Annotated in this window: 10 protein-coding genes; 6 read left to right on the top strand and 4 right to left on the bottom strand. The window is 65.8% G+C overall.

The features are described 5' to 3' along the window. The first annotated feature begins 17 nt into the window (after positions 1-17). On the top strand, positions 18-215 hold the full coding sequence (locus JJ691_RS30345) for a hypothetical protein (protein ID WP_211763015.1): 198 nt from the start codon (positions 18-20) through the stop codon (positions 213-215). Between the two features lie 441 nt (positions 216-656). Further along, entirely contained in the window at positions 657-1,019 is a 363-nt protein-coding gene (locus JJ691_RS30340; RefSeq protein ID WP_211763014.1) for a hypothetical protein, read from the top strand. A 133-nt stretch (positions 1,020-1,152) separates the two neighbouring features. Here JJ691_RS30340 and JJ691_RS30335 read toward each other — a convergent pair whose 3' ends face one another. Both JJ691_RS30335 and JJ691_RS30330 read right to left on the bottom strand, forming a co-directional pair. Continuing rightward, positions 1,153-4,629: a DEAD/DEAH box helicase gene (locus tag JJ691_RS30335; protein ID WP_211763013.1), complete on the bottom strand. Its 3,477-nt coding sequence runs from the start codon at positions 4,627-4,629 to the stop codon at positions 1,153-1,155. A gap of 809 nt (positions 4,630-5,438) precedes the next feature. Further along, complete coding sequence (locus JJ691_RS30330; protein WP_211763012.1) at positions 5,439-6,053, bottom strand: hypothetical protein; 615 nt, start codon at positions 6,051-6,053, stop codon at positions 5,439-5,441. Between the two features lie 639 nt (positions 6,054-6,692). Here JJ691_RS30330 and JJ691_RS30325 point away from each other — a divergent pair. The 3 genes from JJ691_RS30325 (at position 6,693) to JJ691_RS30315 (ending at position 8,623) form a co-directional block, all read left to right on the top strand. Then, complete coding sequence (locus JJ691_RS30325) at positions 6,693-7,226, top strand: DUF3995 domain-containing protein (RefSeq protein WP_211763011.1); 534 nt, start codon at positions 6,693-6,695, stop codon at positions 7,224-7,226. A gap of 33 nt (positions 7,227-7,259) precedes the next feature. Next, positions 7,260-7,913: a hypothetical protein gene (locus tag JJ691_RS30320; RefSeq protein ID WP_211763010.1), complete on the top strand. Its 654-nt coding sequence runs from the start codon at positions 7,260-7,262 to the stop codon at positions 7,911-7,913. A gap of 89 nt (positions 7,914-8,002) precedes the next feature. Next, complete coding sequence (locus JJ691_RS30315; RefSeq protein WP_211763009.1) at positions 8,003-8,623, top strand: hypothetical protein; 621 nt, start codon at positions 8,003-8,005, stop codon at positions 8,621-8,623. 234 nt (positions 8,624-8,857) lie between these two features. Here JJ691_RS30315 and JJ691_RS30310 read toward each other — a convergent pair whose 3' ends face one another. Then, positions 8,858-9,085, bottom strand: a complete 228-nt coding sequence (locus tag JJ691_RS30310) for a hypothetical protein (protein ID WP_211763008.1) — start codon at positions 9,083-9,085, stop codon at positions 8,858-8,860. Between the two features lie 24 nt (positions 9,086-9,109). After that, positions 9,110-9,388, bottom strand: a complete 279-nt coding sequence (locus JJ691_RS30305; protein WP_211763007.1) for a hypothetical protein — start codon at positions 9,386-9,388, stop codon at positions 9,110-9,112. A 964-nt stretch (positions 9,389-10,352) separates the two neighbouring features. On the opposite strand from JJ691_RS30305, the gene JJ691_RS30300 reads away from it, so the two are divergent. Then, on the top strand, positions 10,353-13,013 hold the full coding sequence (locus JJ691_RS30300) for an ATP-binding protein (protein WP_211763006.1): 2,661 nt from the start codon (positions 10,353-10,355) through the stop codon (positions 13,011-13,013). The last annotated feature ends 596 nt before the right edge of the window (positions 13,014-13,609 follow it).

The raw sequence follows: 13,609 nt of genomic DNA, 5'->3' as shown, positions 1-13,609 counted from the left end.
CGTATGTGTAGCTCAATGTGCCGGGGGTTGCTATCGATCTGAAGATCATCATTTCAATCGCCGACGCCGACGAACTGGTGGTGTACCGCGACCTGCTGACTAAGGTTGCCGGGCACGTCGACGTCGCGCCGTCACCGCTCAACGCCTCTGGCGGTTCGATATACTACACGCCCACCCACTATCAGACCTGGATTGTGGTGGTGCCTGGCTCATGACGACCGCAGAACTGTGGACCCTGGACGGGGCGAACCTACATGTAGTACGTGCCGACTTCCTATGTCGTCCGATCGACTGGATGCCGCCGTCTGGGGTTGTTGTGATAGCCTGACTCGACGGATCGAAAATGGTTTACCCCTCTGATTTAGGTCTGTTTTGAAGGGTAAACCACGCGCCTTGGTTGGTCTGCTTGGGGTGGACTTCGCGGGGCGTGAACCCAGCGTTTCCGGGTGAGGCAGCCCCTGTCGTGCCCTACTGTCCCCGGCCGTATGGTGGTGGTGTGTCCCGGGTCTTGACAGACAAACCGCCTTGTCCTGCATCTGCGTCCGCCGCAGCCGCTTGACCTCGTGAACCACCCACCCCCACCGTATGGGGCATATGCAGGCTCTGTCGTGCGGTCGGCCCTGGCGACCTGGGTGCCATGCCGGCAAGCTGGGCAGGTGGCCACAACTGACGTGTCGACGGAACTCGCCAGCCAGTACAACCTTCCGGGCGCCCTGGGCATCACTCGCCACCGCACGAAGGTTTTCGTCGAACTGGACATCCCCCTGCACGCCGAGCGCATCAACGAGGCGCTGATTCCCGCTGTCGAGGCACTCTGTCTGGGCTTCGTGAAAAGGATGTACACCGCGTCAGGTGGACACCGGGATTCGGTGAACATCCACGTCGGTGACGACTACGTCGCGGCGTGGGCCAGTAAGGACGACCTTGACCACCTGCTGGTTGCGTTGTCGGCACTGCTGGCCGGCGCCGGAGTCGAGGGCAGCCTGGTTGCGGGCAGTGGCACTTCGCGGCCCGCGTGACGATGACCGAGGACCACCTCATCAGGCCGTATCGGACAGGGGCCGGATCGGGCCGATGACCGATGGTGACCCCGCTGGTGGCCGTCTTGGCGAGCACGGTCGCCTGGACAACTCGGGACGCCCTGGCGCTCGATCAACCTGAGATCTGGTTGTACTCGGTTCCCCATCCGTGGACGTGGTAGTCGCCGCGGCGAGTGAAGATCGCGGCGCCGCGCACGGTGGGATCCTCAGGGATCTCGGGGAAGCGGTAGTCATGCTGGCTGATGGTGGGGTGCGGTTGAAAGCCATTGTCGGACCAAAGGGTCACGATGCCGCTGTCGGGGTGCTGGATGGTGATGGTGCCGTCGGGGTGGTCGCTGATGGTGGTGCCGGTGGTGCGGTCGCGCAGGAGCGTGAGGTAGGCGTTGTGGTCGAGCCGGCATTGGCGCGGCGGTTGGCCGGAAGGCCAGTCGGGACTGGTGATGTCGGCGTTGCGGGCGGAGCGGTAGAGCTGGGGGACGAGCTGGTCGGCGTGTTCGCGGGTGGCCATCTGTTCGCACATCCACAGCAGCCGGCCCGATCCTCGCGGCGGGGCGGTAGTGCGCCAGCGGATGCGGCGGCCGAGGTCCGCGGCGGTAATGGCGATCCAGGGGTGCACGGTGCCGAGGGGGCCTTGTTCGGCGAGCCAGGAGAAGTAGCGGGGTGCCTCGGCGAGGATCGGGAACAGTGTTGTGGCGGTGAGACCAGCGATGGTGCGGTTGCGGCCGGCGAATGAGTGCGGGGCATGGGCGACGAGGAGGAAGGCGAGTTGGGCGAGGTCGCCGGGTGCGCAGGCGTCCGCCGGTGCCAGACCGGGCGCCGGTGGGGTGGTGTCGAGCGCGGCGGGGTTCCCACCAGCGCGCAGTAGCCGGGCGATGGTGGGGCGGAGTTCGTCGGGAACAGGGGCTTCAGCGAACTGGGGCACTGTGGTGGCCACGGTGCGGGCAAGCAGTGCTTCTGCCTGTTCTGGGCCCGCAGGGTGGTCGAGCGCGCTGAGGTGGGCGGTGAGTTCGATCCCAGCATGCACGCTAACCATGAGGCGGGTGGTGAGGTACCCGAGGTCAGTGACGGTGAGCAGGGTGGTGTCGTCGCGGATGGTCTCGGTGAGGTAGCCGCCGTCGATGAGAAGTTGGAGAGCGGCGTGGACGGGGCCGACGTCGCGGGTGCCCTGGTGGTGGGCCAGGGTGCTGATCCACCAGTGCTCGGCGTCGCTGACGGTGTGCAGGCGGTCCTGGGCGGCTTCGGCCAGCAGGTGGTCCGGCAGCGTGTTGGCGATGTGGGAGACGACGGTGTAGCCGGCGACCAGTTTGGCCTGCCAGTCGGGGCGTTCGCCTTCGGTGGTGATCAGGTAGGACCAGCCCTCGGTTTCGCCGGCGCCGACCCGGCCGGCGCGGCCGAACATTTGCTGCACGGTGGCCACCCCCATGGTGGTGGTGCCGAGCTGGGTGTCGCGCACGATGACGGCGCGGGCGGGCAGGTTCACCCCGGCGGCGACAGTGGTGGTGGCGACCAGGACGTCGAGGTCACGGGCCCGGAACGCGCGTTCGGCGGCGGCCTTGTGGTCCCAGTCCCTGTAGTGGAGCCCGACTCGGACCGAAGTGCAGACACGTTCGAGGGCGTCGAGGTCGTCAACGTGCACGCCGGCGGTGTTGGCGCCGCGGGCGGTGGCGATGGCCAGCGCGGTGGCGCGGACGTTGCGTTTGCTGCCGCAGAACACCAGCACACTGCCGGCGTGCTCGGTGACTTGTGCGGTGATCGCGACGGCGAGCTGGTTGCGCTGGGAGTGCTCGACTGTGCGTGTGTGGCTGCCGGGAATGGCGGGAAGCTGCCAGGTCAGGCGACTGGGACGCCACACGGTCGCGACGAGATGTGCGCCGAGCCAGTCGGCGATTTCGGTGGCGTTGGACACCGTCGCGGACAGACCGACAATCCGGACGGGCGAGTCGGTGCCGCGCACTCGAGCCAGCAGAGCCTCCAGCAGTGGGCCGCGGACAGGGTCGCCGAGCAGGTGGATCTCATCGACCACCAGGCATGCGACCTCTGCCAGCGCGGTGCGCATCGAGGCGGTGCGGCACAGCGATTCGAACTTCTCCGTGGTGGAGATCCACAAGTCGGCGTCGCGGATCTTGCGTAGGTCGGTGACCTGCTCACCGGAGAGCCGTTCCACCCGCACGCCGAGGCCGCGCCAGGCTTCCAGTTCGCGGTCGAGTTCATCGGTGAGTGACCGCTGGGGGACCAGCCACGCGGCTTTCCGGCCCTGGGTGACGATTGCCTTGATCGCAGCCAACATCCCGATGACGGTTTTGCCGGCACCCGTCGGCGCGGTGACGACCACGTGTCCGGATTCGTCCGCGATGACCGGCGCGGTCTGCGCCTGTGCCGGGTTCAGCGTCGGGTACGGCAGATAGGGCAGCCAGTCGACAGGGACGAATTCGGCTGCCGCCACGGGCGTCCACACAGTCGACACCGTCTCGTCGTGGGCCTGCCAGATCATCTCGAACGCGTCACGTGCCGCCGCGGCGTCGACACCGCGCACCGTCACCGGGTCCGAGCCGATGCCGTTGACCAACGTCGATACGGCGGCGGTGGCCCGTAGCGGTGCCAACCGCGCGCCTTCACCAACTGTTGAGATCGTTTCGTCTTCCAGCCAATACCGAACCTGTCGGAACGCGACATCGGCTTGGGCTAGCCGGGAGGCGAGGGGCTCGAACTCCGGCGCGAGCGGCAGCAGCACCCGCACATCCGTGTGCGGTGGCTGCCGCGGGATTGTCGCGTGCGGGTTAGTGGTCTTGACCCAGTGCAGCAGCCGCGTCTCCACCAGCAGCGGGACGGGGCTAGAGGCGACCACACGCGCTCCCGGCTGACCGAGCAGTTCGGCGACGTAGGCCTCGACGTCCGCGACGTGGATCGTCCGGATCCGCATTCCACCGGGCTCGACGTCGCAGTCCAACCACGGCGTCGAGTTGGGCCGCGATACTGGCTTGGTCGTTTCGGATTCGGGCGGGGTCATCAGGTGGGCGTAGGTCCGCAGCCCGAGCGTGCGCAGCTGAAACGTCGCAGGACAAGCTGGGCACACTGCGGCGACTAGGTGTCCTGGCTTGGTGCCGGGTTTGCGGTTCGGTCCGTCGTAGTTCTTGCGGAACGCTTGCAACGGCTCTCCGCAGTCGGGGCATGGCCGTGGGCTCGGCCCTTCGTGCCACCACCCTGGCCGGTCGAAATGTGGTGACGCTGAGGTCGGGCGCACACCCCACAGCCGCTCGGTGAGATCACTGATCGTCGAGTCGTTCGCCGCCGCCACCGCGTCGTCCACCACGGTCTTCAATGCGGTGGCCCGTGGCGGTCCATCCGCAGCAGCCCTGCGCGGCGGTGTGAGCAGGTGGTCGTACTTCTTCACGCCGACTCCTGCCAGATCAAACGCGGCTGGGCAGCGCGGACACACGATGGCCACATAGCGATACTGCTTACCTGCGCTCATATACGGTTTGCGCAGGGTGTGCAGCTCACCGCCGCACGTCGGGCATGGCGTCGCCACCACCCGCTCGTAGGACCAGCCCGGTTCCGTGAACCGTGCAAATGGCGCCGAGAGGCGCACGCCCCACCGCGCCGCCGCGATCCCGATGACAGAGCTGCCCTCGTCATGTGGAAGCCCAGCCGCAGGCTCGTTTGGGGAGCGGCGTGTGTCGTTATGGGCGTTTCGCTCAGTGCGCCCTTTGCCCCAACCGAACACCGCATACCCTCCCCAGGTACCGACTCGTCGGCAGCTGCGTAGCCTACCGAGTCAAAGGCCGGATCAGCCTGGTGGTGGCATGGCAACCACGTCGCCCGGCGACAACGCGGAGATCGGTGTCAGCGTCGCACCGGTCGGGTTCTCGCACGGTTTTCGTGATCTGGCCCGCTACCCAGCCCGTCGCCGGGTAGTTGGTCATGCAGAAGTGTTGATCGTGATCTGCTCAAGGGTTCTCCGGCTGCCCGGAACCAACCGCGCGTCCGGAGACGACATTCCATTGGCGTCATCGCCTGGTCTGGGCAAAGTGGACGTATCGGTCGCGCGCGGGCGTCCGTCGATCTCGACGGAGATCCGGAGCCCTGTTGTGTCCTTGGCAGAACAGAATCGTCTGTGGGGCGAGCGCCGCCTTCAGGGTGAGCTCGCCCGACTTGGTCGCGGGTGGGCACTGACGCGGTCCTAGGCGGAGCCCGCCGGGTCGGCTCCTCGTGGTGCGGACACGACGTGGCCGATGGTCCTATGTAACCAGGCGCAGGGCCTGCTCGCGGTGGGCTTCCTGCTTGGGGTGGTCAGTGAAACCACTGATCGCATGGCTACACCGATTTTTGTGCGGCACAGGGGCGAATGAGTACGAAGCATGTGGCCGTCATCGGGAACCGCGACCTGGTCGATGCGGCTTAGCCGGAGCAACTCGTTAAACTTTGGTAGTTGTTGAAGCTGGTGGTGCAGCCATTAGTCTTTCCGTCGACGGGAACGTAATAGGCGGGGAAGACGAAGTGGCTGGCCTCGCCCTGGGCCACTGGGGTGCCAGTGAAGCCGGTGGTGCCTTGTACCGGCGCCACGAGCAAGAATGCCTGACCGAGCTCAGTGTCAGCGTGGCCCGCCGGGCTCGCGTAGTCCTGCAGGCCAATAAACCCTTGGGCTGTTATGGCTTGATTCGGTTCGACCTCCTGGGCTGAACTGATATTGGCAAGAGTGCCGTCCGTTGATTGGCCTCCAAAATTTGTATTGCAGGTCGCGCCATCGCTGAGATCGATCTCGATGAAAAGATTGGAGTCGATAGTGGCCGACTCGAAGTTGTAGCTGAGTGTGGTACTGAAGCCGGTCGTGGCATTCGTCAGCATGATCCTGAATGGGACCAGTAGGTCCTTCTGTTGGTTGACACGACACGCTTGAGCGGTGATCGGTCGGTCGGCGGCGAGCTTGGGTTCGCCTAACTCCAACGTCACGTGCTCCTGGTACCCGTTGCCATCGAGCGTTTGTGTGAAGGTGTAGGTGTGGGTGTAAGCCACCGGCGCTGTCGTGGGGTTCGCTGACGTGGTGTTGGTTGAGAAGGCTGTGCTGCCGGTTGGTGTCGAACTCGGTGTCAGTGACCGCACGTTTGTGCCACCAGTGCAGGCGGTCAGTAACAGCGCTATGGCGCCGAGTAGAGCGGTTCGAACGATGTGAGGCATGGGTCTCCTCTTGGAAGCGTAATCGCCTTCACGGGCAAAATATATTCAATAAATTTGACCAATAATTGTTCGCCGCTGAAACTTGGTGTATTGAGCACGTTGTCGCACATCTAACTAGGTGTACGCAGCATCGCTGAAGTGGGACGATTTATTACGGCGAGATGCGAAATTGTGACCTCTTGCCTCCAAATGGGTGGCAGGTTGAGGGAGTTCCGCTCGCTTCGCGCAAGCTGGCCTCTGTCAACCTTCCATCGCCATGTGGCACGAGTCATGTGGCACGCGTCTTGAGATGCTCATTCGTTGCAGCTTGAGCTGGATCTTTGATCGATAGGGCGATTGCGTGCACGTGGACCTGGCCCCTGCCCTGTCACGGTCCGATCGGAGTATCAGGTTGAGTGCCGCACAGCGCGCCAGACTCGGGAAGTGCATGGGGGCTTCCCTGAGGTGCACGCGCACCCTGGGTGCCATGGTGGCGGTATGGTCCCGATCGCGGCGAGGCAAGACTCGGCGACGGCCCTGGAACGTGGGTCGAGCGGTCTACGGTTCGTGCAGGCGGCGATGGTTGTCGGACTGCTCTTTGCCGCCGTCAGCCTCTACTGGAGCGTGGGCGGCACGGTGTTGCTGGACACCGTCGGCGGCGCACTGGAGCGTGGCGGGCGCACCCACAGCGTCGGCACGATCCTGCTCGCCTGGGCTGCGGTGTTCCTGAAGGTGAACGCCTCGGTGCTGCCGTTGCTGGCTGTTCGCCGCGCCGGGAGCAGGTGGCATCGCCTCGTGCGTGGCGTGGTGTGGGTCGAGGCGGTGGTGTTGCCCCTGTACGGCCTGGCGCTGACCGGTGTGGTGATTCTGATCCAGGTAGGTGTCATCCCTGCCGCCCCGTCCGCGGATCACCGAGCGCTGGCCTGGCACGCCTTTCTCTGGGATCCCTGGTTCCTGATGTGGGGACTGCTGGTCGCCGCCGCGCTGCTGCACATGAGAGGACAAGTCGAGACGGAGCATGCTGCAGTGTGAACGGTCCCATCGTTTCCTGCCTGTGGGAGCACAGTGGACGTCACGATCACCGCCGCGGACATCTCCGCCGGCCCGCTCGCGGGCACGACCCATCCCGTGTGGGCCGTACCGTCAGGGCGCCGCCACGTCGAGGGCTGCGGTCGCCTGTCACGCAGTGTCCGCAATGTCGTAGGCTCGCTGACCTTTCCCCCGGACGCGACCCTCGCCGATGTCGAAGCGCTCCTACCGGCCGGGTGTGGAATCTGCCTGGCGCGGCACCCTTATCTCCGTGAGGCCCGCAGGTTCCTGCAGCGGGCGCAGTTCACCGAGCGGGCGTTGCGGACACTGCGACGTGAGCTTCATCTGCGTACCTATGCGGCGGAGCTGCGTTCGCTCGATCGCTGGCGCCTGGACACGGTGAGCCCACCCCTCCGCCCGATTGCCGAACGGCTGGTCGCTGCCGAACGCGATGTCGTCAACTTGTACGCCGACGCCGTCCGTTCGCCCAGTGCCCGCGCCGAGGTTGTCGGTGAACTCCTGGCCCCGAACCGACCCGACCTCGCCGCTGATCGTGAGCGGCTGCTCGGATCAGTCGAGGCTGGCCAGTGGTCGCTGTTGTTGCTGACCGAGGATATTGCGAGCCAACCCTGGTGGTTGCTGGCTCAGGCTCAGTACTGGGGGCAATGCGGCGCCGGGACCGGTCGCTGACCGCCTTGGTGGTTCCCCGCGTGCTAGCCGACGTCGTCCCCCAGTTGGAAGCAGCGGGCGTCCCTGTGCATCCCGATCGTGTCCGTGTCGTGGGCAAGCTGACCGCCCACGAGACCTCCGAAGAGTTCTGTGCAGCCGTTCTCGACGAGCTGCCGCGTTTCGTGTTCCGAGTTGGTCCCGTGGTGCAAGCGGCGTGGTTGACGCTGGACCTTGACGCCGTGCTGTCCCAGGCGCGACACCCACTACCGCGCACCACGCAGACCATCTCGGCAGGACCAGGTGCGGCCTCCAGCAAGGAGTTGCTGGAGAACGCGCGCGGGTACCTGAGCGACTTCCTGCACAACGAGGACTGGTTCGACGACGACGGGATCCAAGACTGGTTCAACAATCTCGGCCGGTACGTCGCTGCACTTCCCCTGACACACCCACATATCCGGGCGGCCGCACAGTATCTGCGCCCGTTCCTCGAGGATGACGACTGTATCGACGGCTTGCTCTATCCCTGCGGCGCGGCGATCTGTTACATCGAACGTCGCCGGCCGGGTGGTGACCTCGACGACTATCTGTCGGGTTTCCTTAAGGCCCTGGCCATCGACTGGAGAACGTGGCGTGATGTGACCGAGCACTTCGGTGCCCAGGCACATTGGCACGGGGCCGTGAGGCCCGCGCAGCCCACCGGACCTTTCACCTCCACCAATGTCGGCAACTGAGCACGACTGATCCAGGCAGCTCGAGGAAGTTGACTGGTCCGCGGCACGGCAGCCAGCCGTCGACGCAAGTGATCATGCGCGATGCTGTCCACCACGACGGGCCGAGAGCCAGGCCCGAGCCGGCGGCCTCGGCTCCAATTACACCTGCTACGGACGTCACACCTGCTACGGACGTCCGAACACCTTCTCGGGTGCGTGGACGTGGCCTGCATCAGACAGCACAGGCCGGACAGCCTACTGGCCGCCGGTCTGTTTGCCCTGCGCCGCTGCAGCGAACGGCACCGTATGCCACTCACCGGCTGGAGCCGTCTGTAGACCGCCCATGCGCACGAGGCGCGTGCGTAGCCACCGTGCGGCGTCGAGCAGCTCGACGAAATGCGGCCTATCGCTGTGCTTGGCTGTCGGTGTGTAGCGGTTGTTGGAGGTCTCCCGGATCCGGTGGGCCTCTTCGCCGATCAACACGTCCAGCCCGTTGCATCGAGCTGACTAGCGCCGGATGTACGGCTGGTCGTCGAGCTCCACGCGGATAGGGGCGGCTTCGGCTGCGGTGAATTGCCAGGCGTGACCGGGTAGACCGGCGGTCGTGCAGCCGTCGCAGTCGACGAACATCACGCCGTCGCGTTGGCTGACCCGGAAGCCGACCTTGTGGAGCGCGCGTCCGCAGACTTTGCAGGTCGCGGGGATGATGCCCACCTGTTCGCCATCGACGTCTCGACGGTAGTGCAGCACGCCATCCGACTGGTGCCCGGGTTGGAGGTTGTCCACGGAGCAGACCCTACCCTGACCATCGCACACACTTTCGAGTTTCCCCAGGTGGGGGCAACCTGTGGACAACCCTGGGGGCGGAAGGTTTACCCAGGTCGGTGGTGGATCCTCGGCCGAAGGAGGTTCTTCGATGTCCTCTCCGGAACAGCCCGCCCGCACAGGGACGACATCCAGTTGATCCCCGCCGCCGCATCGCAAGTCACGGCGCGTCTACCTCGTCCTAGGGAGAACCATCACTCATACGGTGGCGTGTTGCCTCCGAGCGATGATCAGTCACGACCTGATCGGTTGGCCCGTGTGGGTGATCACACTCGTCGGAGAAGCTGATCCGTTCGGCGTACCGCCAGTCGTACTGAACGGTAGCGCTCCGGTGCGCGGGCATCATGGATGCCCCGAAGCACCCGGCCTATGAGGACGCGGTGCCCCGCTGGAACAGGGCTGCGTCGCGTCTACCCGAAGCACCGGGCGTGCGACCATGTGACATCAGGAGACCCTCGTGAGCACGTGACCGAACCGGGTGGTGCGCCCACAGGGGGCACGGCCACCGTGGCACCGCGAACAAGCATCGCGCCGACGCCATCTCGTCGTCCGTCGTCCTTGATGGAATCTGTTGCTGTGTCACGGCTGTCGACCGTCGTTTGTGGATTACCAGAAAGTGCTCATGTCGGCCGCCCGTTCCTCCCGCCCGCCGCCGTCGCTGAACCGCCGACTGCTGTCCTTGCCCAGCACCATCATTGACACCGACGTCACCGTTGCCGGCGACGATGTCCCCTGCCGCCTGGCAACCGGCCTGGTCAGCTGCTAGGAGAGCCTGAGCTGGTCGCAGCAGGTTCCGCATACTCGCTGGTATCGACACCGATGCGGAAGACGCTGTCCGGTCACGCTCCTGGGCGCCGGCCCTCCTGACCCCCTGCTGCCGCACCCCTTGAAACCAAACGACACAAACGACACAGAACAGGGCGGAATGAGGACAACACGGACGGCCGTGCACCGCACCATCCTCGCGGTCGACGTCGAGAAATACGGGGACCCGCGGCGGACCAACCCGCACAGGGTCACCGTCCGCGAGGGCGTGTATCGGGCGCTGCAGGCGGCCTTCGCCCACGCCGACGTGCCATGGGCCGACTGCGACCATGCCGACCAAGGCGACGGCGTGTTCGTCCTGGCCCCACCGGACATCCCCAAGGCACTGTTCGTCGAATCGGTACCGGCCATGGTGGCCACCATGCTGCGCGAGCACAATGCGGCTCACCTGACCGAGGAGCGGATTCGGCTGCGCATGGTGGTACACGCCGGCGAAGTTACCTACGACGCTCACGGGTTGGCCAGTAACGCTGTCAACCACGCCTTCCGCCTGTTGGACGCCGGTCCGGTCAAGACGGCGCTGGCCGCATCTCCTGGAGTCCTCGCACTGATCGCATCATCGTGGTTTTTCGACGAGGTCGTCCGCCACACCACGGTCGTCGACGCGGCGACCTTCCGGCCGGTGCGGGTAGTGGCGAAGGAAACCAACACGGTCGGGTGGATCGCACTGCCCGACCATCCCTTTCCAGCCGAACCCGCCCGACTCCTCTCGCCACCACAGGATGCCGTGGCTGCGATGCCACAGCAGTTGCCCGCCGCTCCGTGCGGGTTCACCGGCCGGGATGCTGAGCTGGCCACGCTCACCACGACGCTAGACGGTGAAGCCGTGCAGGCAGGCGTCGTGGTGGTCAGCGCGATCGGAGGCGCCGGGGGGATCGGCAAGACATGGCTGGCACTGCACTGGGCGCACCGGCACCTCGACCGATTCCCCGACGGCCAGCTGTATGCCAACCTCCGCGGCTTCGACCCCAGCGGCAGCCCGGCCTCACCAGCACACGTGGTCCGCGATTTCCTTGGTGCGCTGGGCGTGGAGCCCACGGCCATGCCAGTCAGTGTGGACGCCCAGAGCGCCCTCTACCGCAGCCTGGTCGCCGGCAGGCGCATGCTCATCCTGCTGGACAACGTCGCCAACACTGACCAGGTCGTCCCGCTGCTGCCTGGTAGCCCAACCTGCACCGTGGTGGTGACCAGCCGACACCGGCTGACCGGGCTGATCGCTACCCACGGCGCCCGGCCCCTGGAGGTCGATGTGCTCACCGACAGCCAGGCCCGGGATCTGTTGGCTGCGCGACTGGGTGCCCAGCGGCTGGCGGCAGAACCTGACGCGGTCACCGAACTGGTGGCCTGCTGCGGCGGTTACCCACTCGCGTTAAGCGTCGTCGCCGCCCGCGCCCTGAGCGCGCCCGGTCTGTCCTGTCTCGCGACGTTGGCCGCCGAGCTCCAGGACACCGGCACTCGCCTGGGCGCGCTGGACACCGGAGATGACTCCGGCTCCAACGTGCGGGCGGTGTTCTCCTGGTCCTATGACGCGCTCAGCCCCGCGGCGGCCCGGATGTTCCGGCTGTTGGGGCTGCACGACGGCGCAGACATCAGCCGGCACGCCGCAGGGGCACTCGCCGACCTCACCACACAGGAAGCCCAGCAACAGCTGGACGAGCTGACCAGGGCGCACCTGCTGGAGTCGAAGAAGGACGGTCGCTACCAGTTCCATGATCTGCTGCGGGTGTACGCGCTGGAGCGTGCCACCAGCGCCGAGCGTGCGCAGGATCGGACCGATGCGGTCGGCCGGGTGATCCGCTGGTACCTGCACGCCGCCAACCTGGTGGACAAGAAGATGATTCCGCACAAGCCCATCCACGACATCGTGGAACCGCCCGAGCACTGGAGCTTCCCCATCCCAACCGACCCAGCCGACGCACGGGCATGGTTCGCCGCCGAGGAGACCAACCTGATCGCGGCCGTCCGCCGCGCGGTCGAGCTGGAGGATCACTCGACCGCCTGGCGGCTGCCGCAGACCATGTCCAGCTTCTGGTACGTGCACAACAAGCGCTGGGATCTGTGGGCGGAGATGCTGCGCATCTCCCTTGACCACGCGCGGCTGGACGGCAGCGCCTCCGGACAGGCCTGTGCTTACTCCAGTCTTGGCATCATTAGCAACGACCTGCACCGCTACGACGAGGCCGCCGAGTACTACCTGAATGCCATCGAGCTGTTTGGCGGTCCCCAGGACCGGTGGCAGGAGGGAATCACCTACAACGCGCTAGGCAACACCTACGTCAGTCTCCGCCGGTTCGAGGACGCGATGTGGGCCCTGGACAAAGCGGCCGAGGTGTTCGAAGCCATCGGAAGCCGGTTCGGGCGGGCCTGGGCGTTGCAGGGCACAGCGTCGGCGTATGAGGCCATGGGTGAACACAAGGTCGCGCTGGACTACGCGAGGCGGGCGCTGGCCGCGTGGAGTGAGATCGAATACGTGCACGGCGTCGGCTCCGGCCTGAACTTGCTCGGCCAGATCCACTGCGCGCTCGGTCGGTACGAGCAGGCCGTGGACTACTTCGACCAGGCGGTCCAGACCCGCCAATCGACCAACGACCAGTTCGGTGTTGCGGTCACGTTGCAGAACAGGGCCGCTGCCCACCTGGGCTGCGGTCAGACCGAACAGGCGAGGCAGTCACTACGGACGGCACTACCCATCCTGGAGAGGCTTGGTGCCGATGAGATCAACAAGGTGTCCGCGCAGCTCGCACAGCTCGACGAGCATTGAGGATCTTGCAGCAATACTGAACCGCGCCGGGTGTGGATCAGTGGAGTCAATACCTGTCGCTTGTCACGCTGTTCAAACGATTCGTCGCCCCGAACACGCCCGGCTTTCGCCAGGCCAAGAACACCTTGCTGGAGCCGCCCGCACGGAACAGTCCCGCCTGCGCGGGGACTACCCCGTCGACCTGTGGCGCCAGGCCGAACAGGCCGGAACAGCCCCGCCTGCGCGGGGACGTGGTCCGGGGCCAGCAGAAGATCACCGCCACATACGGCTGATCTTCCATACCTGCTGCGGACCTGATTCCGAGCGCGCAGCCTCGCAGCGGCCTGTCTAGATACCAGCTGGCGGTCATGTTGGTGCCACTGACCAACCACGATGTTTAACCGGCCACCGCGGGCGCTCACTCACAACTGTGTGTGTGTCGCTCAGGCGCAAGGTGACAGAACTTCACGCTAGGTGGAGGATGCAGTGTCACCCCTGCAGCATCCGTCCGCGCCAACGGCACACACGATGACACAATCATGGTTGCCCTCGTGCCCGGCGGATCCGGCGCAGCTTCGTGGTCGACCTGGACGGCAAGGCCACCATGCGCAGTACAA

The organism is Kutzneria sp. CA-103260 (genome assembly GCF_018263855.1).
Lineage (GTDB): Bacteria > Actinomycetota > Actinomycetes > Mycobacteriales > Pseudonocardiaceae > Kutzneria.
Note: the sequence above shows the minus strand (reverse complement) of the source record. Positions and strands in the feature narration are given on the sequence as shown.

Bases quoted from the DNA above. Each gene is read 5' to 3' on its own strand.
- JJ691_RS30325 (WP_211763011.1), top strand. From the start codon at position 6,693: ATGGTCCCGATCGCGGCGAGGCAAGACTCGGCGACGGCCCTGGAACGT.
- JJ691_RS30300 (WP_211763006.1), top strand. From the start codon at position 10,353: ATGAGGACAACACGGACGGCCGTGCACCGCACCATCCTCGCGGTCGAC.